Origin of the sequence: Alterluteimonas muca (assembly GCF_021191595.1) — a bacterium.
Classification (GTDB): domain Bacteria; phylum Pseudomonadota; class Gammaproteobacteria; order Xanthomonadales; family Xanthomonadaceae; genus Luteimonas; species Luteimonas muca.
In genome coordinates, this window is the sequence record NZ_JAIWPS010000004.1 from 206453 (window position 1) to 226709 (window position 20257).

General features: G+C 68.7%; 21 protein-coding genes, 1 other RNA gene and 1 riboswitch. Of the genes, 16 read left to right on the plus strand and 6 right to left on the minus strand.

The features are described 5' to 3' along the window. The first annotated feature begins 34 nt into the window (after nt 1-34). The 8 genes from LDO11_RS08005 to LDO11_RS08040 all read left to right on the plus strand — a co-directional run bounded on the left by LDO11_RS08005 (nt 35) and on the right by LDO11_RS08040 (nt 6908). The gene (locus LDO11_RS08005) at nt 35-376 is read left to right on the plus strand and encodes a HesB/IscA family protein (protein WP_232141059.1); all 342 of its coding nucleotides are present in this window, start codon (nt 35-37) and stop codon (nt 374-376) included. 173 nt (nt 377-549) lie between these two features. After that, on the plus strand, nt 550-978 hold the full coding sequence (gene rpsF / locus LDO11_RS08010) for a 30S ribosomal protein S6 (RefSeq protein WP_129135953.1): 429 nt from the start codon (nt 550-552) through the stop codon (nt 976-978). Between the two features lie 11 nt (nt 979-989). Further along, complete coding sequence (gene rpsR / locus LDO11_RS08015) at nt 990-1220, plus strand: 30S ribosomal protein S18 (protein WP_024890462.1); 231 nt, start codon at nt 990-992, stop codon at nt 1218-1220. A 101-nt stretch (nt 1221-1321) separates the two neighbouring features. Then, the gene (gene rplI, locus LDO11_RS08020) at nt 1322-1783 is read left to right on the plus strand and encodes a 50S ribosomal protein L9 (protein ID WP_129135952.1); all 462 of its coding nucleotides are present in this window, start codon (nt 1322-1324) and stop codon (nt 1781-1783) included. A gap of 213 nt (nt 1784-1996) precedes the next feature. Further along, on the plus strand, nt 1997-3412 hold the full coding sequence (locus tag LDO11_RS08025; protein ID WP_232141060.1) for a replicative DNA helicase: 1416 nt from the start codon (nt 1997-1999) through the stop codon (nt 3410-3412). A gap of 92 nt (nt 3413-3504) precedes the next feature. Next, a complete protein-coding gene (gene alr, locus LDO11_RS08030) occupies nt 3505-4644 on the plus strand; it encodes an alanine racemase (RefSeq protein ID WP_232141061.1) in 1140 nt (379 codons plus the stop codon). 33 nt (nt 4645-4677) lie between these two features. After that, on the plus strand, nt 4678-6114 hold the full coding sequence (locus LDO11_RS08035) for a cryptochrome/photolyase family protein (protein WP_232141062.1): 1437 nt from the start codon (nt 4678-4680) through the stop codon (nt 6112-6114). A 116-nt stretch (nt 6115-6230) separates the two neighbouring features. Beyond that, nucleotides 6231-6908: a YiaD family glycine zipper/OmpA-like lipoprotein gene (locus LDO11_RS08040; protein WP_129135949.1), complete on the plus strand. Its 678-nt coding sequence runs from the start codon at nt 6231-6233 to the stop codon at nt 6906-6908. Nucleotides 6909-7025: 117 nt separating this feature from the next. On the opposite strand, the gene LDO11_RS08045 is transcribed toward LDO11_RS08040, so the two are convergent. The 3 genes from LDO11_RS08045 to ssrA form a co-directional block, all read right to left on the minus strand. After that, nucleotides 7026-7586 (minus strand): manganese efflux pump MntP, encoded by a 561-nt coding sequence (locus LDO11_RS08045; RefSeq protein WP_232141063.1) that lies wholly within the window; start codon nt 7584-7586, stop codon nt 7026-7028. Nucleotides 7587-7611: 25 nt separating this feature from the next. Then, nucleotides 7612-7754, minus strand: a riboswitch (yybP-ykoY riboswitch). Nucleotides 7755-7772: 18 nt separating this feature from the next. Beyond that, on the minus strand, nt 7773-8429 hold the full coding sequence (locus LDO11_RS08050) for a UdgX family uracil-DNA binding protein (protein ID WP_232141064.1): 657 nt from the start codon (nt 8427-8429) through the stop codon (nt 7773-7775). Nucleotides 8430-8538: 109 nt separating this feature from the next. Next, nucleotides 8539-8891: a transfer-messenger RNA gene (gene ssrA, locus LDO11_RS08055) on the minus strand. Nucleotides 8892-8997: 106 nt separating this feature from the next. Here ssrA and LDO11_RS08060 point away from each other — a divergent pair. Next, nucleotides 8998-11211 carry a CHASE domain-containing protein gene (locus tag LDO11_RS08060; protein WP_232141065.1) on the plus strand — a complete coding sequence of 738 codons (2214 nt, stop codon included), beginning with the start codon at nt 8998-9000 and terminating at the stop codon, nt 11209-11211. A 30-nt stretch (nt 11212-11241) separates the two neighbouring features. On the opposite strand, the gene smpB is transcribed toward LDO11_RS08060, so the two are convergent. After that, nucleotides 11242-11733: an SsrA-binding protein SmpB gene (gene smpB / locus LDO11_RS08065; protein WP_232141066.1), complete on the minus strand. Its 492-nt coding sequence runs from the start codon at nt 11731-11733 to the stop codon at nt 11242-11244. A gap of 57 nt (nt 11734-11790) precedes the next feature. Between smpB and LDO11_RS08070 the strand changes: the two genes are divergently transcribed. Continuing rightward, nucleotides 11791-12219, plus strand: coding sequence for a type II toxin-antitoxin system RatA family toxin (locus LDO11_RS08070; RefSeq protein WP_232141067.1), 429 nt, complete (start codon nt 11791-11793; stop codon nt 12217-12219). Further along, nucleotides 12216-12494 carry an RnfH family protein gene (locus LDO11_RS08075; RefSeq protein WP_232141068.1) on the plus strand — a complete coding sequence of 93 codons (279 nt, stop codon included), beginning with the start codon at nt 12216-12218 and terminating at the stop codon, nt 12492-12494. Before LDO11_RS08070 ends, LDO11_RS08075 begins: the two co-directional genes overlap by 4 nt. Nucleotides 12495-12542: 48 nt before the next feature. Here the strand turns inward: LDO11_RS08075 and LDO11_RS08080 are convergent, their stop codons facing one another. After that, entirely contained in the window at nt 12543-12923 is a 381-nt protein-coding gene (locus tag LDO11_RS08080; protein WP_129135943.1) for an outer membrane protein assembly factor BamE, read from the minus strand. Between the two features lie 103 nt (nt 12924-13026). Between LDO11_RS08080 and LDO11_RS08085 the strand changes: the two genes are divergently transcribed. Further along, nucleotides 13027-13434: a Fur family transcriptional regulator gene (locus LDO11_RS08085; protein WP_129135942.1), complete on the plus strand. Its 408-nt coding sequence runs from the start codon at nt 13027-13029 to the stop codon at nt 13432-13434. Between the two features lie 23 nt (nt 13435-13457). Here LDO11_RS08085 and recN read toward each other — a convergent pair whose 3' ends face one another. Next, nucleotides 13458-15119 (minus strand): DNA repair protein RecN, encoded by a 1662-nt coding sequence (gene recN / locus LDO11_RS08090; RefSeq protein WP_232141069.1) that lies wholly within the window; start codon nt 15117-15119, stop codon nt 13458-13460. Nucleotides 15120-15227: 108 nt separating this feature from the next. On the opposite strand from recN, the gene hrcA reads away from it, so the two are divergent. The 4 genes from hrcA (at nt 15228) to dnaJ (ending at nt 20249) form a co-directional block, all read left to right on the plus strand. Continuing rightward, a complete protein-coding gene (hrcA, locus tag LDO11_RS08095) occupies nt 15228-16289 on the plus strand; it encodes a heat-inducible transcriptional repressor HrcA (protein ID WP_129135940.1) in 1062 nt (353 codons plus the stop codon). 115 nt (nt 16290-16404) lie between these two features. After that, complete coding sequence (grpE, locus tag LDO11_RS08100; protein ID WP_435574621.1) at nt 16405-16935, plus strand: nucleotide exchange factor GrpE; 531 nt, start codon at nt 16405-16407, stop codon at nt 16933-16935. 123 nt (nt 16936-17058) lie between these two features. Beyond that, the gene (gene dnaK / locus LDO11_RS08105; RefSeq protein WP_232141070.1) at nt 17059-18981 is read left to right on the plus strand and encodes a molecular chaperone DnaK; all 1923 of its coding nucleotides are present in this window, start codon (nt 17059-17061) and stop codon (nt 18979-18981) included. Between the two features lie 128 nt (nt 18982-19109). Beyond that, on the plus strand, nt 19110-20249 hold the full coding sequence (gene dnaJ, locus LDO11_RS08110) for a molecular chaperone DnaJ (protein ID WP_232141071.1): 1140 nt from the start codon (nt 19110-19112) through the stop codon (nt 20247-20249). Nucleotides 20250-20257 lie beyond the last annotated feature (8 nt).

Sequence of the window (20257 nt, forward strand, 5' to 3'; positions counted from 1 at the left end):
GCGCGCGTATGCCGCGCGGGCTAGAATCGACGGCATGGCCATCTCGCTTGCACCTGCCGCTCTCGAACGCGCGCGCCGCTTCGTCGAATCCACCCCCGGCGCGCTCGGCATCCGCTTCGGCGTCGAACGCACCGGCTGTTCGGGCTGGGGTTACATGGTCGACATCGCCCACGAGGAGCGCCCCGGCGATACCGTCAGCGAACACGGAGGCATCCGCATCTATGTCGATGCCACCAGCCAGCCGATGGTCGATGGTACCGAGATCGATTTCGCGCAGAAGGGGCTGAACCACGAGTTCGTGTTCCGCAATCCCAACGCCGCCGCGGAGTGCGGTTGCGGCGAGAGCTTCACCACCGACGCCGACAAGGCCGCCTGAGCCGCCCATCGTCCGCGATTGCGGGCAAGTCGTTGATCCTCCATAATGCGCGGCTCGCTGCGGCCCTGTGCCGGGCGAGCCCTTGCCCCACTGCGCCCGCCCGAGGGCGGCGACGGGGGGCTGTCCTTCCGGTGGATCTACTGTCCGCCGGCCGATAACCGAAAGGAAACACCATGCGCCACTATGAAATCGTGTTCCTGGTCCATCCGGACCAGAGCGAGCAGGTGCCGGCGATGATCGAGCGTTACACCTCGATGGTCGAAACCGGCAACGGCAAGGTCCACCGCCTCGAAGACTGGGGTCGTCGCCAGCTGGCGTACCCGATCAACAACCTGGTCAAGGCCCACTACGTGATGTTCAACATCGAAGCCGACCAGGGCGTCTTGAATGAACTGGTCGAGACCTTCCGCTTCAACGACGCGATCCTGCGCCACCTGGTGATCCGCCGCGACGAGGCGGTCACCGAGCAGTCGCTGATCATGAAGAACAAGGACGACAAGGGCGACAAGCCCGAGCGCAGCGAACGCCGCCGCCGTGACGACGAGTCCGGTGACGACGCCCAGAAGGCCGACAAGGCCGACGACACCGCCGAAGCCGCCTGAGGAATCACGTCATGTCCAAGTTCTTCCGTCGCCGCAAGTACTGCAAGTTCACCGCCGAGGGTGTCAAGGAGATCGACTACAAGGATCTCAACACCCTGCGCCAGAACATCACCGAGAACGGCAAGATCGTGCCGAGCCGCATCACCGGCACCAAGTCGCGCTACCAGCGCCAGCTGGCCACGGCCGTCAAGCGCGCGCGGTTCCTCGCGCTGATCCCGTACACCGACAACCACAACGTCTAAGCACGGGCCTCCCTCCGGGGAGGCTCCCGTCCACCCGGACGGCACGTTCGGACAGCACCCGTTGCGGCGCGCGTCGCCGCTAACGAACACGGAGCAACACCATGAAACTGATCCTCCTGCAGAAGATCACCAACCTCGGCAACCTCGGCGACACCGTTACCGTGAAGCCGGGCTACGGCCGCAACTTCCTGGTCCCGCAGGGCAAGGCCGTGCCGGCGACCGCCGACAACCTGGCCGCGTTCGAAGCCCGTCGTGCCGAGTACGAAGCCAAGGCCCGTGACCAGCTGGAAGCCGCGAACTCGCGCATCTCGAAGCTGGAAGGCTTCACCGTCAACCTCAAGGCCAATGCCTCGTCGGAAGGCAAGCTGTACGGGTCGGTGACCAACCGCGACATCGCCGAGGCGCTGTCGGCGCAGGCCGGTGTCGAGGTCAGCAAGTCCGAAGTGGTGATGGGCGAAGGCCCGTTCCGCCACGTGGGCGAGTACGAAGTGGTCGTCCACCTGCACGCCGACGTCGAAACGCCGGTCAAGGTGGTGATCGAGCCGGAAGCGGTCGCGGTCTGATCCGCGCTGCCGACCGGAGCTGACGGAGGGCGCCCCAGGGCGCCCTTCGTGTTTCTGCGGCGTCGGGTTCGCACGCAGTGAGATGGGCCGGCGCCAGCATGGCGGGGTTATCCACAGGTTGTTCCATCGCGTACCCACAGCCATCGGCACTAGCATCGATGTTTCCTGCCGCCCGCATGACCGCGGCACCGCCTGTCCGGAGTTCCCCAGAAGATGTCCGCCCGCCCCCGATTCGGCGATCGCGCCGGCCACGAGCACGATGCCCGCGAAGGCCGCCTCGAGCAGTTGCGCATCCCGCCCCAGTCGGTGGAAGCCGAACAGGCCGTCCTCGGTGGGCTGATGCTGGCGCCGGAGGCGTTCGACCGCATCGCCGACATGCTGGTCGACAAGGACTTCTACCGCCGCGACCACCAGCTGATCTATCGCGCCATCCGTGAGCTCGCCGAACGCAACCGCCCGTTCGACGCGGTGACCCTGGGCGAATGGTTCGAATCGCAGGGCCTGGCCGAGCAGGTGGCCGGTGGCGCCTACCTGGTCGAACTGGCCAGCACCACGCCGTCGGCCGCCAACATCCGCGCCTATGCCGAGATCGTGCGCGACAAGGCCGTCATGCGGCAGCTGATCGACGTCGGCACCGAGATCGTCAACGACGGCTTCCAGCCCGACGGCCGCGATTCCGGCGAGATCCTGGCCAAGGCCGAGCAGCAGGTGTTCGCGATCGCCGAGGCCGGGGCGCGCGGGCGCACCGACTTCACCGCCATCAACAAGGCGATGGCCGAAGCCTTCGACGTCCTGCAGACGCGCTTCGCCAACGGCGACGGCATCACCGGCCTGCCGACCGGCTACGAGGCATTCGACCAGATGACCTCGGGCCTGCAGCCGACCGACCTGCTGATCCTTGCCGCGCGCCCGGCGATGGGCAAGACAACGCTCGCGCTCAACATCGCCGAGTACGCCGCGCTGAAGTCGAAGAAGGCGGTGGCGGTGTTCTCGATGGAAATGTCGGCCAGCCAGCTCGCGCTGCGCCTGATTTCATCGAACGGCCGCATCAACGCCACCCGCCTGCGCACCGGCCAGCTCGAGGACGAGGACTGGAGCCGGGTGACGGCGGCGATCCGCATGCTCAAGGAGTCGAAGATCTTCATCGACGACACCCCGGGCCTGTCGCCGGACGCGCTGCGTGCCAAGGCGCGCCGGCTCAAGCGCGAGTACGACCTCGGGCTGGTGGTGATCGACTACCTGCAGCTGATGCAGGTGCCGGGCAACAACGAGAACCGCGCCACCGAGATCTCGGAGATCTCGCGTTCGCTCAAGGGCCTGGCGAAGGAACTCAACGTGCCGGTGATCGCGCTGTCGCAGCTCAACCGCTCGCTGGAATCGCGTACCGACAAGCGCCCGGTGATGGCCGACCTGCGAGAATCGGGCGCAATCGAGCAGGACGCCGACATGATCATCTTCATCTACCGCGACGAGTACTACAACAAGGAAGCGTCGCCGGACAAAGGGCTCGCCGAGATCATCATCGGCAAGCATCGAAGCGGCCCGACCGGCTCGTTCAAGCTGCGTTTCTTCGGCGAATACACCCGCTTCGACAACCTCGCGCACGACGCGATGGGCAGCTTCGAATAGCCCATCGCGCAGCGGCGTCGCCTGCGTACAGCAGAGCCGGCCACCGCTAGAATCCGCTGCAGCCGGGCGCCATGCCCGTTGATGGATTTCGCATGAGCGTCTCCGCCACCGAGCGCCCGACCCGGATCGTGGTCGACCTCGACCGTATCGCCGGCAACCTGCAGCGCATCCGCGCGCACGTGCGGGTACCGGTGATGGCGATCGTCAAGGCCAATGCCTACGGCCACGGTCTGGTGCCGGTGGCGCGCCACCTCGAAGCCAGCGGCGTGGAACGGCTGGGGGTGGCGTTCGTGGAAGAGGGCATCGCGCTGCGGCGGGCGGGCATCCGCGTGCCGATCCTCGTGCTGGGCGGCATCTTCGGTCCGCAGGTGGCGCAGTTCATCGCCCACGATCTCGAGGTCACGGTGTCGTCGGTGGAGAAACTGCGACAGGTCGAGGCCGCGGCGCAGGCGCTGGGGCGTCGTGCGGTGGTGCACCTGAAGATCGACACCGGCATGGAGCGCATCGGCGTGCACGAGTACTCGGCCGGGCCCTTCATCGAGGCGGCCGTCGGCTCGCGCTGGTGCCGGATCGAGGGCGTGTATTCGCACCTCGCCTGCGCCGACGATCCGGATTCGCCGATGACCGCGCTGCAGCTGGAGCGCTTCCTCGAGGCCTGCGCGCATTTCGACCGCATCGGTGCACCGATGCCGCTGCGCCACCTCGCCAATTCCGGTGGCGTGCTGCATTTCCCCGACACCCATCTCGATCTCGTGCGGCCCGGCATCCTCGTCTACGGGGTGATGCCGGACCCGGCCTCGCGGCCCACGATCAGGGTCGAACCCGCGCTGTCGTTGGTCTCGCGGGTGGTGTATTTCAAGGTGGTCCGCGCCGGCCGCACGGTGAGCTATGGCGGCAACTGGACCGCGCCATCCGACACCCGGGTGGTGACGGTGCCACTTGGCTATGGCGACGGGTACCCGCGGGCGCTGTCGTCGCGGGGACGCGCACTGATCCGCGGGCAGTCGTATCCCATCGTCGGGCGGGTGTGCATGGACCAGTTCATGGTCGACATCGGCGACGGCAGTGCGTGGAACGAGGACGAGGTGGTCCTGATCGGACGCCAGGGCGAGGCGCGGATCGATGTCGAGGCTCTGGCCACGGCCGCGGGCACCATTCCCTACGAACTGCTGACCGGCTTCAACGACCGGGTCCCGCGCGAGTACACCGGCGGCGGCTCGACCGCTGTTTGACGCCCCGCTCACCGGGACGGCCGAGACTGCGCCATGCCTATCGCCCTGGTCTGGTTCCGCAACGATCTCCGCCTCGACGACAACCCGGCACTGCGCGCCGCGGTTGAGGGCGGCTACCAGCCGTTGATGGTCCATATCCACGCGCCGGGCGAGGAGGGCGACTGGCCGCCGGGCGCGGCCTCCAATGCCTGGCGGCACCGCTCGCTGAAGGCGCTCGATGACGAACTGCGCGCACGTGGGTCGATGCTGCGTTGCTTCCACGGCCCGACACAGGCAACGCTGGAGTCGATCGCCGCGGCCGTCGATGCCGAGGCGGTGTTCTGGAACCGGCGCTACGAACCCGTGGTCGAGGCGCGCGACACCGTCATCAAGCGTGCGCTGCGCCGCGCCGGCCTGCGTGCGGAGAGCTTCAACGGCTCGCTGCTGTTCGAACCCTGGGAAGTCGAAACCGCGCAGGGCGATCCGTACCGGGCGTTCACGCCGTTCTGGAAGCGCGCACGCGGGCAGTGGCGTGCGCCCCGCCTCTGGCAGGCGCCGCAGCAGTTTGCCGCCCTGGAGGACGAAGACGCGGTGCCGCATGGCGTACCGCTCGAGGGCCTGCACCTGGCGCCGCGCCGCGGCTGGGACCACGGTTGCTGGGAGCGGTTCGTGCCGGGGGAGGCCGGGGCGGCGAGGGCGCTGTCGCAGTTCCTGCAGGCGGATCCCGGCAGTTACCGGGACGCGCGCGACATCCCCGGCATCGACGGCACCTCGCGGCTGTCGCCGCACCTCCACTTCGGCGAGATCTCGGTGGCGCGCGTCGCCCACGTGGTGATCGACGCGGACCTCGGAGATGCCGGCGATGCCTACCTCGCGCAGCTGGGCTGGCGCGAGTTCGCCCACCACCTGCTGCACCACTATCCACATACCGTCGATGCCGACCTCGACCCCCGGTTTGCCGACTTTCCCTGGCAACGTCCACAGCAGGGGGTGCTGGCTGCCTGGCAGCGGGGCCGCACCGGCGTGCCGATCATCGACGCCGGCATGCGCGAACTGTGGCAGACCGGGTGGATGCATAACCGTGTGCGCATGCTCGCCGCCAGCTATCTCACCAAACACCTGCGGCTGCACTGGCGGCACGGTGCGCGCTGGTTCTGGGACACCCTGGTGGATGCCGACCTCGCCAACAACACGATGGGCTGGCAGTGGGTGGCGGGGACCGGGGCGGATGCCGCGCCGTACTTCCGGATCTTCAACCCGGTCCTGCAGGCGCGGCGCTTCGATCCCGACGCGGCCTATATCTCGCGCTGGCTGCCGGAACTGCAGGTGCTGCCGCCCGCACACCGCTTCGCACCGTGGGACGCGCCCGCGGCAATGCTGAAGCAGGTGCAGGGCTACCCCCATGCACCGTTGGTGGGCATCGCCGAGGGTCGGCAGGCGGCGCTCGATGCGTACGCGCAGGTCACCCGCAAGCGGGTGTCGAAAAACTGAATGGGCCGTATCCGCGCATTCAGCCCGTCACCCGGTCCCGACCGTCACGTGGCTAGCATGCGATCCGCCTACCCACACGCCGGAGTCCTCCGGCGCAGACCCCAGGGAGAAGACCCATGCGCAATTCCGTGACCAAAGGCCTGACCGCCGCGCTCGCCGGCGCGCTGATGCTGACCGGCTGTGCCACCTACACCGGCCAGAGCAGCGACCCCAATGACCCGAACCGGACCCGCAACACCGCGCTGATCGGCGCCGGCATCGGTGCGGTGGCAGGTCTCCTGAGCGGCGACAGCGCGACCGAGCGTCGCCAGCACGCGCTGATCGGCGCCGGTGCCGGCGCGCTTGCCGGTGGCGCCGTCGGTGCCTACCAGGACCGCCAGGAAGCCGAGCTGCGTCGGCAGATGGCCGGCACCGGTGTCGACGTCGTCCGCCAGGGCGACAACATCACCCTGAACATGCCGGGCAACGTGACCTTCGGGTTCGACCAGTCCAACATCCAGCCGCAGTTCTATCCGGTGCTCAACAACGTCGCGAATACCCTGCGCCAGTACGAGCAGACGGTGATCGAGGTGGCTGGCCACACCGACAACACCGGTGCCGCGGCCTACAACCAGCAGCTGTCGGAGCGCCGTGCCCAGGCGGTCGCCCAGTACCTGGGCGGGCAGGGCGTCAACCAGCAGCGCATCATCACCGTCGGCGCCGGCATGACCCGTCCGATCGCCGACAACAGCACCGAGGCCGGGCGCGCACAGAACCGCCGCGTCGAGATCACCCTGGTGCCGATCCAGCAGTAATCGTCCGGATCGAGGCGAAACGGAAAGGGCCGCGAAAGCGGCCCTTTCTTCTTCTGAAGGTCCCCCGGGCAGCGTTACCAGGTCATACCGACGTGGTTGGGCCCAGTGGCCGATGGCTTATGCGAGCACGTGCTCGTAGACGATCGTCAGGCCGATCAGGATCAGGATCACGCCGCCGAGCACTTCAGCCCGCCGCCCGGCCATTGCGCCCAGCGCGCGGCCGAGCATGACGCCGGTCGTCACCATCGCCAGCGTGCACAGGCCGATGACCGCAGCCATCACCACGATATTCACGTCGAGCATCGCCAGGCCGACGCCGACCGCGAGCGCGTCGATGCTGGTCGCAAGGCCGGTGGCGGCAAGGTTCCAGAAGCCATGCCGGGGCCGATCCGTTGCTGCCGTCGCGCTGCGCAGGCCGGCGTGGATCATGTGGCCGCCCAGCAACACCAGCAGCGCCAGCGCGATCCAGTGATCGAAGGCCTCCACCCACGGCAGCGCGCTGCGACCCAGCCACCATCCGACCACCGGCGTGACCGCCTCGATGACCCCGAAGATCAGGCCCACGCGCAGCGCATCGGGCAGCCGTGGCTGCCGCATCCCGGCGCCCTTGCCGACCGCCGCGGCAAACGCGTCGGTCGACATGGCGAGGCCGATCAGAAGCATCGTGACAGGGTGCATGCGTCAGGCAGTCGGTTGCGGACACGGCCATGACGGCGCACGGGCGCCGTGGACCGCTGGTCTCGCCAACCCATCACGGCTCCGGTACCACGGCCGAAGGCCGAGCATGTTGATACCGGCGCTTCCTTGCGGAAGCAGGCTACTCCCCAGTGAGGCGCGCGATTCTAGCACCCGGGGCCATGGCCATCAGGCGCGTACGTGCTCCGCGGCCAGTTGCAGGTCATCGAGAAGTTGCCGATGCATCTCCTCGCGCTTCGGATCGCGCGCGCGCAGGATCGCCGACGGGTTCCAGGTCGCGACCACCGTGGTGTCCGACTCACCCAACGGCAGCAGCTGGCCGCGGCCCATAGTCAGGCGGAACGTGTTGCCGAGCAGGGTCTGCCCCGCCATCGCGCCGAGCGCGACGACCATGCGTGGCCGCAGCCGGTCGAGCTCGGCGGCAAGCCACGGTCGACAGGCCGCCTGTTCGCCGGCGGACGCACGCTGGTGCAGGCGCCGCTTGCCGCGGGCCTCGAACTTGAAATGCTTGACCGTGTTGGTCAGATACAGCCGCGCAGGATCGAGGCCGGAGGCCTCCAGCGCCACGCGCAGCAGCTGCCCGGCGGGGCCCACGAAGGGCTGACCGGCGAGATCTTCCTGGGCACCGGGCTGTTCCCCCACCAGCATGATCCGCGCACGTGCCGGGCCTGCGCCGAATACCGTCTGCGTTGCCGGACGCCAGAGCGGGCAACGCCGGCAGGCGGCCGCAGCGGCACGCAGTTCGGAGAGGTTGCCCGTCGGAACCTCGTCAACCGGCTTGGCCGGGCGGGGTGGGCCACGACGTCTGGCGGCGCTTGCAGGCATGGCACCACGCTAGCGGCCATTGCGCGTCCTACCGGTGAAGTCGGCGAGGCTTTCCGTGCCCTGAAAGCAGAAGACCCCGGCCGTTTCCGGTCGGGGTCCTGCTTGAAGATGGTGGAGGTGGGGGGAATTGAACCCCCGTCCGAAGGCACTCCATCCCCGGCACTACATGCTTAGCGCACCGTTGGATCTCGCCCCGGAACAGCACGGTGCGCGAAGCGCATCCCGGGACCAGCCTGTTGGTTCAACCATGGCGGACAGGCAACCGCCATGGCTGGTTCCTGTGATAATGACCCTACATCCACGAGCACAGGCACAAGTGGGTTCGGGGCTTACGCCTTAAGCGGCGAGAGCGTAGTTGTCGTCGTTGGCAACTAGAGTTTTGCAGCTGGATTTACGAGGAAAGCTACCCCCTCGGCATGCGCCAGGCAATTTCGCGACCCCCGTCGAAGCCAGTGCACCCCCGGGAATGTCGTTTGTCGCCGACATGCGCCAGTATAGGGGCCGCCTGCGCGGACACAAGGCGCGCACGCACGGGGGCGGGGAGGCGTTCATCGAAGGGAACAACAGCTTGATCGGGGATACGGACGGCACAACGGCAAGGCCCCGGGGGCTGCGCGAGGATCCACGGCTTGCGGTGGCGGCGGCGCTGGTGGTGTTGCTGGCCGCGCTGTCGCTGGTGCTGCTGTACGCACGCTCCGAGCATGCGCGCGACCGCGACTCGCGCAAGGCGCACATGGCCGAAGAAACCACCCAGGTGCGCGACCTGATGTCGCAGCAGCTGCTGGTCTACGAGCTCAGTACGCGCGGTGGTGCCTCGCTGTTCGCCTCGGTCGAGCGGCCCACTGCGCAGCAATGGCGGAGCTACGTCGACGGCCTGCAGATCGGGCGCCGCGCCGGGCCCAACGCGCTGGGCTACGGGGCCTACATTCCCGGCGATCGTCTGCGCGAGTTCCAGCTCGAACGCCGCAGTGATGGCAATGGCCTGTTCGAACTGCATCCGCGCGGCGTGCGCGAAGCCTACGGGCCGGTGGTCTATGTGGAGCCGCGACGGCCGGAGCATGACGGCATCGACGGCTTCGACATGCTGTCGGAGCCGGCGCGCCGGGTGGCGATGGAAGCCGCGCGCGACAGTGGCGAGTCGCGGCTGACCGGGAAGCTGGTCCTGCAACGCAGGTTCGACGACACCCCGCAGGGGGCGATCCTGTACACCCCGGTATACCGCGGTGGCGTGCTGCCGGCGTCGGTGGAGGCGCGCCGTGCGGCATTGCGCGGATGGACCTACGCACCGTTGCGGATGCAGGACTTCATGCCGCAGTCGCTGGCCACGCTGCCGCGCACGATGTCGATCCGGATCACCGACATCACCCACGGCGAGGCCGCGGAAATGTATGTCGATCCAGACTTCGCCAGGGCCGCGGCCGCCGACCATCGCGACCGCCACAGTGTCATCCAGGAATTCTACGGCCGCACCTGGCGGATCGAGTTCATCGCACTGGAGCCGTCCAGCGGCCCCTCGCCGGCGCGGGCCACGATGATCGTGGGACTGCTGGCGGCCCTGCTGCTGGCGGCGGTGACGTGGTCGCTGGCGCGTACCGGCGTGCACGCCCGCCAGCTCGCTGCGCGGATGAGCGAGTCCTACCGGCGCAGTGAATCCCGGTTCCGCAGCGCGATGGTGTACTCGCCGGTCGGCAACGCGCTGCTCGACGAGGATGACCGCGTCGTCGATGCCAACCTCGCCCTGGCCGCCATCGTCGGCATGCCGCTGGAGCAGCTGATCGGTGCCGACATGGGCGGCTTCTTCGTCGACGGGCGCGATGCCGACGAGGTGGACAGCGAGGAAGCCGGCGCACACGCACGCGATGGCGTGTACCGGGCCAGCAGGATCCTGCGCCGCAGCGATGGCAGCCGGCGCCGCGTGCGCATGTTCACCGCGCCTGTCCCCGGCGAGGCCGGCGACGAAGTCGTGCGGCTGGTGCAGATCGACGATGTCACCGAGTGGTACCGCGCCGAGGAACGCGTGCGCGCATTGAACCGCACGCTCGAGGCACGGGTGGCGGCGCGTACGCAGGAACTGGAGCGGGCGAATCTCGAACTCGAGGCGTTCTCCTACAGCGTGTCGCATGACCTGCGCGCACCGCTGCGCACGATCGACGGGTTCTCGCGCCTGCTCAACGAACGCTACAGCGCGGTGATCGACGATACCGGCCGCGATTACCTCTCGCGTATCCGCGCGGCCACGTCGCGCATGGATGCGCTGATCGACGCGTTGCTGCAGATGGCGCGGCTGTCGCGCGCCAAGGTGCATCGCCGCGAACTCGACCTCGCCGCGATCGCCCGGCAGGCGATCGCGGACCTGCGGCTGGCCGATCCGGAGCGCGAGGTCGACGTCGACATCGCCGACGGGCTTGTCGCGCACGGGGACCCGGCTCTGATCGCCAACCTGCTGCAGAACCTGCTCGGCAATGCCTGGAAGTTCACCGGTGGTCGCGATGGCGCACGGATCGAGGTTGGCCGCCGGCAGCGCCCCGATGGCGTGGAGGCATTCTTCGTGCGCGACAACGGGGCCGGATTCTCCCAGGACTACGCGTCCAAGCTGTTCCGGCCGTTCCAGCGCCTGCATGCGCAGCACGAGTTCCCCGGCCACGGCATCGGCCTGGTCTCGGTCAAGCGGATCGTCGAACGCCACGGTGGCGAGGTCTGGGCCGAAGGCCGCGAAGGCGAGGGCGCCTGCTTCTGGTTCACGCTGCCGGAGCAGCCCGACGACGACAGCGAGACCGCCTGACGTCCGGGACCGCGACGCCGGTGGGGCCGGTCAGGCGTCCTTGTTGTGCCGGCGCAGCACGCGCTGCTTTTCCCGGTTCCAGTCGCGCTCGCGCTCGGTGTCGCGCTTGTCGTGCTTCTGCTTGCCCTTGGCCAGGGCCAGTTCGACCTTGACCTTGTTGCGCTTCCAGTACACCGAGGTCGGCACGATGGTGTAGCCATCGCGCTCGACCTTGCCGATGAACTGGTCGATCTCGCGCCGGTGCATCAGCAGCTTGCGGGTGCGGCGCGAATCCGCGACCACGTGGGTCGACGCCGAGATCAGCGGGGTGATCTGCGCGCCGAACAGGAAGATCTCGCCATTGCGGACGATGGCGTAGCTCTCGGTGATGTTGGCGCGTCCGGCACGGATGGCCTTCAGCTCCCAGCCCTGCAATGCGATACCCGCCTCGACGCGCTGCTCGAGGTGGTACTCGTGGCGCGCGCGCTTGTTCAACGCGATGGTCGCACCGATTGTCTTATCCTTGTCCGCCTGCTTGCCCATCCCGGCATTGTCCCCGAAATACGGCAGGCGTGGACACACCCGCAGCAAAGAGGTTCCATGCCCAAGATCCAACGCAGTGCCCTGGTGGAGCATCCCGTCACGCGGATGTTCGAGCTGGTCCGTGACGTCGACGCCTATCCCCGCCGCTTCGCGTGGTGCGAACGCGCCGAGGTGATGGAATCCACCGCTGACCGCCAGCTTGCCCGGCTCGACCTCGGCTTCGGCGCGCTGCGCACCTGGTTCACCACCGAAAACACCCTGGACGCCCCGCACCGCATCGACATGCAGCTGCGCGACGGCCCGTTCCGCCGCCTCGACGGTCGCTGGGATTTCCACGCGATCGACGAAGCCGCCAGCCGCGTCACGCTGACGCTCGACTTCGAACCGCGCAGCCGCCTGCTGCTGCCGGCGATGACCATCGGTTTCCAGGGCCTGGCCGACCGCATGGTCGACGATTTCGTGCGCGTCGCCGACCGCGAAGCATGAGCGCAGGCACCATCCGGGTCTCGGTGGTGCTGGCCTGGCCGCGCCACTTCGAGGCGGTGGAACTGCAGCTGCCGGCAGGCGCGCGGGTGGCCGATGCCATCGCCGCCAGCGGGTTGCCGCTCGATGGCATCGATGGCCAGGCGGTCTTCGGCGAACGGGCCGAGCCCGACGCCCCGCTTGCGGACGGCGACCGCATCGAACTGCTGCGGCCACTCGTGGCCGATCCCAAGGACGCGCGCCGGCGGCGTGCAGGCGAACGCGCACAAAAGAAATGACCGGCACATGGCCGGTCATCGGGTGTCAATCATGCACGGCTGCGCGGATCAGCGGCGGCCGCGCTCGCGGGGCAGATTGCCGAACTTGCGCATTTCCGCGGCGAGTTCCTCGTTCTGCTCCGGGAAGTATTCGCCTTCCCAGCGCGTCAGCCGGTCGCTTTCGAACCACAGCGTGAGGTTCTTGATGTCGGTGCGGCCCAGGCGGTTGTTGCGCTGGGTGGCGGTGTAGTCCCAGCGCTGGTGGTGGAACGGGTCTGCGATGGACGGGGTGCCCAGGAGGCCGACGACCTGCTGCTTGCTCATGCCGGCCTGCAGCTGCTCGACCGCTTCGGGTTCCACGAGGCTGCCCTGGTAGATCGGCTGCTTGTAGACGATGCCGCAGCCCGACAGGATGCCGGCGACGAGGAGGGGAACGAGGAGTCTGCGCATGGGGCCATCGGTGGTCGGGAACATGCCGATGATACACTCCGGCCGATTGCAGCAACCGTTCCGGACCGCTTTGCCCTGTTCGATGCGGCCGACAGGAGACGACATGGAATCCTTCGACCTTCGCAAGGCCGGTCTAAAGGTCACGCATCCCCGAATGCGGATCCTGCAGCTGCTGGAGCAGAAGACGCCGCACCAGCACATGACTGCGGAAGGCATCTACCGCCAGTTGCTCGACCAGGGCGACGAGATCGGCCTGGCCACGGTGTACCGCGTGCTGACCCAGTTCGAGGCCGCGGGGCTGGTGATCAAGCACAACTTCGAGGGCGGCCATGCGCTCTACGAACTCGACCGTGGCGACCACCACTACCACATGGTCGACATGAGCAGCGGGCTGATCACCGAATTCGAGAGCCCGGAAATCGTCGCCCTGCTCAACCGCATCGCCGACGAGCACGGCTATGTGCTCGACGAGCATTCGCTGGTGCTGTACGTGCGCAAGAAGCGCCTCTGACGCGGTCGATCGCGTCCCTCCCCTCAGGCCACGTCGGCCAGCAGCCGGCGTGCGGCGGCCATGGCCTCGCGGCTGACCTCGACGCCGCCCAGCATCCGCGCCAGTTCCTCCTGCCGCTGGCGCTCGTCGAGGCGGTTGACCTCGCTCTCGGTCTCTTCGCCGCGGGTGCGCTTGCTCACCCGGTAGTGCGCATGGCCCTGCGCCGCCACCTGCGGCAGATGGGTCACGCACAGCACCTGGCGCGATGCGCCCAGCGCGCGCAGCTTGCGGCCGACGATTGCCGCCACCGCGCCGCCGATGCCGGAGTCGACTTCGTCGAAGACCATCGTCGGCACCGCGTCCAGGCCCAGCGCGGCGACCTCGATCGCCAGTGAAATCCGCGACAGCTCGCCGCCGGAAGCCACCTTGCGCAGCGGCCGTGGCGGCTGGCCGGCATTGGCCGCGACCAGGAATTCCACGCGCTCGGCGCCCAGCGGGTCGGGGCGGCCGCCCGGCTGCGGCTCCAGTGCGATCTCGAAGCGGCCACCGCCCATGCCGAGCTCATCGATCAGCGTGGTGGTGTCGGCAGAGAGCCGTGCCGCCGCCGACGCGCGGGCGCGGGTCAGGTCGGCGGCCGCCGCCGTCCACGCGGCGCTGGCGGCATCGATCTCGCCATCCAGCCGCTGCAGGCGGATGCCGGCGTCGGCCAGTTCCTCCAGTTCGGTGGCGATGCGATCGCGCAGGGCTTCGAGGGCATCCGGGGCCACCCTGTGTTTGCGGGCGAGGTCGTGGATGCGGGCGAGGCCGCGCTCGAGCTCGGCGTAGCGCTCCGGGTCGATGTCGAGATCGTCGCGCACCCGCTGCAGCAGCAGCTGCGCCTCGTCGAGCTGGATCGTTGCCGCCTCGAGCATCGCGTCCACCTCGGCCAGGCGTGGCTCGTCGCGATGCAGGCGTGCGAGTTCGCCGCGCAGCCGCTGCACGCGTCCGGTCACGGCGTCGTCCTCGCCAAGCCCCGCCAGCACCGTTTCGCAGGCGGCGATCAGGCCGGCGGCATTGGCCTGGCGGCGGTGCGCGGCATCGAGTTCGGCGAGGGAGGCGGCATCCAGCGGTTCGCGTTCGAGTTCCGCGAGCTGGTGGGCCAGCCAGTCGCGCCGCTCGCCGGGGTCGCCCAGACCCGCAAGGCGGTCGCGCTCGTCGAGCAGGGCCGACCAGGTGCGCGCGGCCGCGGCCACCGCCTGCAGTGCGCCGGCATGGCGGCCATAGGCATCGAGCAGGGCGAGCTGCGCGCCACGCGACAGCAGCGCCTGGTGCTCGTGCTGGCCATGGATCTCGACGAGGTGACCCGCCAGCGCGGCCAGCTGCCCGAGCGTGGCCGGGCGGCCGTTGATCCATGCCCGCGAACCGCCATCGGCGCGCAGCGTGCGCCGCAGCTGGCAGGCATCGCCATCGTCGAATTCCTCGGCCACCAGCCAGGCGCGCGCGCCGGCGGCATCGGCGAGGTCGAAGCTGGCGGTGAGTTCGGCGCGGTCGGCGCCATGGCGCACCATGCCGCTGTCGGCACGCAACCCGGACAGGAACCCGAGCGCATCGACGAGCAGGGACTTGCCGGCGCCGGTTTCGCCGGAGATCACGGTGAGGCCGGCACCGAACTCCAGCTCGCTGGCGGTGGCGACGGCGAAATTGCGGATGGCGAGGTGGGTCAGCATGCGCGGATTGTGCAGGGCGGAATGGTTGCGGCCAACAATCTCGGCGATCAGCGGCGCAGCGGCTGAGACGCGCTTGCGTGGGCGCAGGGTGCGCCGTATACCGGGGCCATGAGCCGCAAGCACACGCCCCCGTCCGAACTCGATGCCCGTTCACGGCATCTGCTGCGCACATTGATCGCCCGCCATATCGAGAACGGCGAGCCGGTCGGGTCGCAGACGCTTGCCCGCCATGCCGGGCTGGACGTGAGCCCGGCGACGATCCGCAACATCCTCTCCGACCTCGAGGACAGCGGCCTGCTGACCGCGCCGCATACCTCCGCCGGACGCGTGCCCACCGCGCAGGGCTACCGGGTGTTCGTCGATTCGCTGCTGCAGCTGCGGCCATTGCCCGAGCACGAGGTCACCCACCTACGCGAACAGCTGCCCGCCGGCGGTGGCACCCAGTCGCTGCTGGGCAGCGCGTCGGAGCTGGTGTCGGCGATGACCCGCTTCATGGGCGTGGTCAGCGTGCCGCGGCGCGAGCAGTTCGCCTTCCGCTACATCGACTTCGTTGCCGTCGACAGCCAGCGGGTGATGGCAATCCTGGTGTTTGCGGACAACGAGGTGCAGAACCGCCTGATCCAGGTGCGCCGGCCCTACGAGGCGTCGGAACTGGAGCAGGTGGCCAACTACCTCAACGTCAACTTCGCCGGTCGCGCGGTGGCCGACATCCGCGCCACGCTGCTGCGCGAGATGCAGCTCACGCGCAGCCAGATGGAGAGCCTGATGGCGCGCACCGTCGAGCTTGCCGAGCAGGCCCTCGCCCCGGAGGAGGGCGACGACATGCTGATGGCCGGGCAGGCCCGGTTGATCGGGGTGCAGGACCTCTCGGATCTCGACCGCCTCCGCGAGCTGTTCGATACTTTTTCGCGCAAGCGCGAGATCCTGCAGTTGCTCGAGCGCACCGTGCGCGCGCCCGGGGTGCGGGTATTCATCGGCGAGGAAACCGGGCTGGCCCCTCTGGAAGGGGTATCGCTGGTGACCGCGCCGTACGCGGCCGACGGGCGCGTGCTCGGGGTGCTGGGGGTGATCGGGCCGACGCGGATGGCCTACGACCGCATCGTGCCGGTGGTGCAGGCCACCGCGGAAGCACTGGGTGCGGCGCTGGAGCGCGGTGGCAGGTCGCCGTAGCGGGGGCTGCGGGACGGCACCGACACACGATTGCAGGCGGACGGCACTTGAATCCGCGCCGGGCAACCCCATTGCTCCGGCCAGCGGCGGCCAGTCGACCGCCACGGACATGGAAATGACCCACGAGAGCCACCCCGACACTCCCGACCCCACGATGCAGCCGCAGGACGACGCGTCGGCATCGCCGCAGGCCCTGCTCGAAGAACAGGTGCAGCTGCTGCAGGCCGAACTCGAGCAGCTGCGTGCGCAGTCCCTGATCGAGCGCGCGGACCTCGAGAACCAGCGCAAGCGCATGGCGCGCGAGGTCGACGCGGCCCGCCGTTTCGCCAACGAGCGCCTGCTGGGCGACCTGCTGCCGGTGTTCGACAGCCTGGATGCAGGCCTGGCCGCGGCCGGCGCCGACAGCAGCCCGCTCCGCGAGGGCCTGGAACTCACCCTGCGCCAGCTGCTCAAGGTGGCCGGTGACAACGGCCTGCAGGTCGTCGCGCCAGCCGGCCAGCCGTTCGACCCGGAACGCCACCAGGCGATCAGCCAGACCGACGCCGGCGAAGTGCCTCCGGGCCACGTCGCCCAGGTGTTCCAGAAGGGCTACGTGCTCAACGAGCGCCTGCTGCGCCCCGCGCTCGTCGTGGTGGCCAGGGACTGACGCCGGCGCGCCTGCGCATCGCGGTAGCCGCTTGAACGGCACACCGCCGCCCCCAGATATCACGCATCGGCGGCCGCGTGCCGCCCCCAGACACATCGAATACGGATCCAGAGGGAACCACTCATGGCAAAGATCATCGGCATCGACCTCGGCACGACCAATTCGTGCGTGGCGATCATGGACGGCGGCAAGGCCAAGGTCATCGAGAACAGCGAGGGCGATCGCACCACGCCTTCGATCGTCGCCTACACAAAGGATGGCGAGGTACTGGTCGGCGCATCCGCCAAGCGCCAGGCCGTCACCAATCCGCACAACACCTTCTTCGCGGTCAAGCGCCTGATCGGGCGCAAGTTCACCGATGCCGAAGTGCAGAAGGACATCGGCCTGGTGCCGTACAAGATCGTCCAGCACGACAACGGCGACGCCTGGGTGGCCACCAACGACGGCAACAAGCTGTCGGCGCAGGAGATCTCCGCGCGCATCCTGGAGAAGATGAAGAAGACCGCCGAGGACTACCTGGGCGAGAAGGTCACCGAGGCCGTGATCACGGTGCCGGCCTACTTCAACGACTCGCAGCGTCAGGCCACCAAGGACGCCGGCCGCATCGCCGGCCTGGACGTCAAGCGCATCATCAACGAGCCGACCGCGGCCGCGCTGGCCTATGGCCTCGACAAGGCCGGCGGCGACCGCAAGATCGCCGTGTACGACCTCGGCGGCGGCACCTTCGACGTGTCGATCATCGAGATCGCCGAAGTCGACGGCGAGAAGCAGTTCGAGGTGCTGGCCACCAACGGCGACACCTTCCTCGGCGGCGAGGACTTCGACAAGCGCGTCATCGATTACCTCGTCGAGGAGTTCCAGAAGGACCAGGGGATCGACCTGCGCAAGGATCCGCTGGCCCTGCAGCGCCTGAAGGACGCCGCCGAGCGCGCCAAGATCGAGCTGTCCTCCGCGCAGCAGACCGAGGTCAATCTGCCTTACGTCACCGCCGATGCGTCGGGTCCCAAGCACCTCAACATCAAGCTGACCCGGGCCAAGCTCGAGGCGCTGGTCGAGGACCTGATCCGCAAGTCGATCGAGCCCTGCCGCACCGCGCTCAACGATGCCGGTCTGCGTGCGTCCGACGTCAACGAGGTGATCCTCGTCGGCGGCCAGACCCGCATGCCGAAGGTGCAGCAGGCGGTGGCGGAGTTCTTCGGCAAGGAGCCGCGCAAGGACGTCAACCCCGACGAGGCCGTGGCACTGGGCGCCGCGATCCAGGGCGGCGTGCTGGCCGGCGACGTCAAGGACGTGCTGCTGCTCGACGTGACCCCGCTGAGCCTGGGCATCGAGACCCTGGGCGGCGTGTTCACCAAGATCATCGAGAAGAACACCACCATCCCGACCAAGGCTTCGCAGACGTTCTCGACCGCCGAGGACAACCAGTCCGCGGTGACCGTGCACGTGCTGCAGGGCGAGCGCGAGCAGGCCCGCTACAACAAGTCGCTGGCCAAGTTCGACCTCACCGGCATCGACCCGGCGCCGCGTGGCATGCCGCAGGTCGAGGTGTCGTTCGACATCGATGCCAACGGCATCGTGCACGTCACCGCCAAGGACAAGAAGACCGGCAAGGAGCAGAAGGTCGAGATCAAGGCCGGCTCGGGGCTGTCGGACGACGAGATCCAGCGGATGGTCGCCGACGCCGAGGCGCACCGCGAGGACGACAAGAAGTTCCAGGAACTGGTCGGCGCCCGCAACCAGGCCGATGCGCTGGTGCACGGCACCCGCAGCGCGATCAAGGACAACGGCGACAAGGTGCCCGGTGACGTGATCGGCCGCGTCGAGGCCGCGATCGCCGAGGTCGAGACCGCGATGAAGGGCGACGACAAGGCCCAGATCGAGGCGAAGACCAGGGCGCTCGAAGAGACTGCACAGGCACTGTTCGCCGCCGTCGCGGCCGCCCAGCAGGGCGGCGATGCCGGCCCGCAGGCCGGTGGCGGTGCGCCGTCGAACGACGACGTGGTGGACGCGGAGTTCACCGAGGTCAAGGACGACGAGCGCAAGTGACGGTCATCCGCCACGGCTGAGTCCAGGGAACGGGGCCGAGGCCCCGTTCCTTCGCCGGCCGGTGGCTTTCCGATGGCGATGCACACACGTCCACGCAACACCCAATCCAGACGACGAATCCCCGCCCGATGAAACGCGATTACTACGAAGTCCTGGGCGTGGCCCGCACCGCAAGCGAAGAGGAACTCAAGAAGGCCTACCGCCGCAGCGCCATGAAGCACCACCCGGACCGCAACCCGGGTGATGCGGCTGCCGAGGCGGCCTTCAAGGAGTGCAAGGAGGCCTACGAGGTCCTGTCGGACGGCGGCAAGCGCCGCATGTACGACCAGTACGGCCATTCCGCGTTCGAACACGGCATGGGCGGTGGCAACGCCGGCCCGGGCGGGTTCGGCGGCCCCGACATGGGCGACATCTTTGGCGACATCTTCGGCAACATCTTCGGTGGTGGTGCCGGCGGGCGGGGTGGCCCGCGCCGGGGCGCCGACATCGGCTACGTTCTCGAGCTCGACCTGCGCGAGGCGGTCAACGGCGTCGAGAAGCGTATCGAGGTACCGACCCTGGTCGGCTGTGGCAGCTGCGATGGCAGCGGTTCGGAAGACGGCAGGATCGAGACCTGCTCGACCTGTCATGGTCGCGGCCAGGTGCGCATGCAGCGCGGCATCTTCACCATGCAGCAGGCCTGCCCGCATTGCGGTGGCCGCGGCAAGAGCATCGTCAACCCGTGCCGGACCTGCCATGGCGCAGGGCGGGTGGAGGAGGAAAAGGTCCTGTCGGTGAAGATCCCCGCCGGTGTGGACAGCGGCGACCGCATCCGCCTGTCGGGCGAGGGCGAGGCCGGGCCCGCGGGTTCGCCGCCGGGCGACCTGTATGTCGAGGTGCGGGTGCGCCCGCACGAGATCTTCCAGCGCGACGGCGACGACCTGCACTGCGAGGTGCCGATCCGCATCTCGCAGGCCGCGCTCGGCGACGTGGTGCGGGTGCCGACGCTCGATGGCGAAGCGGAGATCCGCATTCCCGCCGAAACCCAGGCCGGCAAGGTGTTCCGCCTGCGCGACCAGGGCGTCAAGTCGGTGCGCAGCCGCCACCCCGGCGATCTCTACTGCAAGGTGGTCATCGAAACGCCGGTCAACCTCACTGCCGAGCAGCGGACGCTGCTCGAGCAGTTCGAAGCCACCTTCAGCGGCGATGGTGCGCGTCGCCACTCGCCGAAGTCGAGCACCTTCGTCGACGGCGTGCGCAGCTTCTGGGACCGCATGACGTCTCCCTGACGCGCACC

Excerpts from the sequence above, each read along its gene's own strand:
- LDO11_RS08025 (WP_232141060.1), top strand. The coding sequence starts at position 1,997 with ATGTCCGCCCGCCCCCGATTCGGCGATCGCGCCGGCCACGAGCACGAT.
- alr (WP_232141061.1), top strand. The coding sequence starts at position 3,505 with ATGAGCGTCTCCGCCACCGAGCGCCCGACCCGGATCGTGGTCGACCTC.
- dnaK (WP_232141070.1), top strand. The coding sequence starts at position 17,059 with ATGGCAAAGATCATCGGCATCGACCTCGGCACGACCAATTCGTGCGTG.
- smpB (WP_232141066.1), bottom strand. The coding sequence starts at position 11,733 with ATGGGCAAGCAGGCGGACAAGGATAAGACAATCGGTGCGACCATCGCG.
- rplI (WP_129135952.1), top strand. The coding sequence starts at position 1,322 with ATGAAACTGATCCTCCTGCAGAAGATCACCAACCTCGGCAACCTCGGC.
- LDO11_RS08050 (WP_232141064.1), bottom strand. The coding sequence starts at position 8,429 with ATGCCTGCAAGCGCCGCCAGACGTCGTGGCCCACCCCGCCCGGCCAAG.
- rpsR (WP_024890462.1), top strand. The coding sequence starts at position 990 with ATGTCCAAGTTCTTCCGTCGCCGCAAGTACTGCAAGTTCACCGCCGAG.
- recN (WP_232141069.1), bottom strand. The coding sequence starts at position 15,119 with ATGCTGACCCACCTCGCCATCCGCAATTTCGCCGTCGCCACCGCCAGC.
- hrcA (WP_129135940.1), top strand. The coding sequence starts at position 15,228 with ATGAGCCGCAAGCACACGCCCCCGTCCGAACTCGATGCCCGTTCACGG.
- LDO11_RS08040 (WP_129135949.1), top strand. The coding sequence starts at position 6,231 with ATGCGCAATTCCGTGACCAAAGGCCTGACCGCCGCGCTCGCCGGCGCG.
- LDO11_RS08080 (WP_129135943.1), bottom strand. The coding sequence starts at position 12,923 with ATGCGCAGACTCCTCGTTCCCCTCCTCGTCGCCGGCATCCTGTCGGGC.
- LDO11_RS08035 (WP_232141062.1), top strand. The coding sequence starts at position 4,678 with ATGCCTATCGCCCTGGTCTGGTTCCGCAACGATCTCCGCCTCGACGAC.
- grpE (WP_435574621.1), top strand. The coding sequence starts at position 16,405 with ATGACCCACGAGAGCCACCCCGACACTCCCGACCCCACGATGCAGCCG.
- LDO11_RS08045 (WP_232141063.1), bottom strand. The coding sequence starts at position 7,586 with ATGCACCCTGTCACGATGCTTCTGATCGGCCTCGCCATGTCGACCGAC.
- rpsF (WP_129135953.1), top strand. The coding sequence starts at position 550 with ATGCGCCACTATGAAATCGTGTTCCTGGTCCATCCGGACCAGAGCGAG.
- dnaJ (WP_232141071.1), top strand. The coding sequence starts at position 19,110 with ATGAAACGCGATTACTACGAAGTCCTGGGCGTGGCCCGCACCGCAAGC.
- LDO11_RS08085 (WP_129135942.1), top strand. The coding sequence starts at position 13,027 with ATGGAATCCTTCGACCTTCGCAAGGCCGGTCTAAAGGTCACGCATCCC.
- LDO11_RS08075 (WP_232141068.1), top strand. The coding sequence starts at position 12,216 with ATGAGCGCAGGCACCATCCGGGTCTCGGTGGTGCTGGCCTGGCCGCGC.
- LDO11_RS08005 (WP_232141059.1), top strand. The coding sequence starts at position 35 with ATGGCCATCTCGCTTGCACCTGCCGCTCTCGAACGCGCGCGCCGCTTC.
- LDO11_RS08070 (WP_232141067.1), top strand. The coding sequence starts at position 11,791 with ATGCCCAAGATCCAACGCAGTGCCCTGGTGGAGCATCCCGTCACGCGG.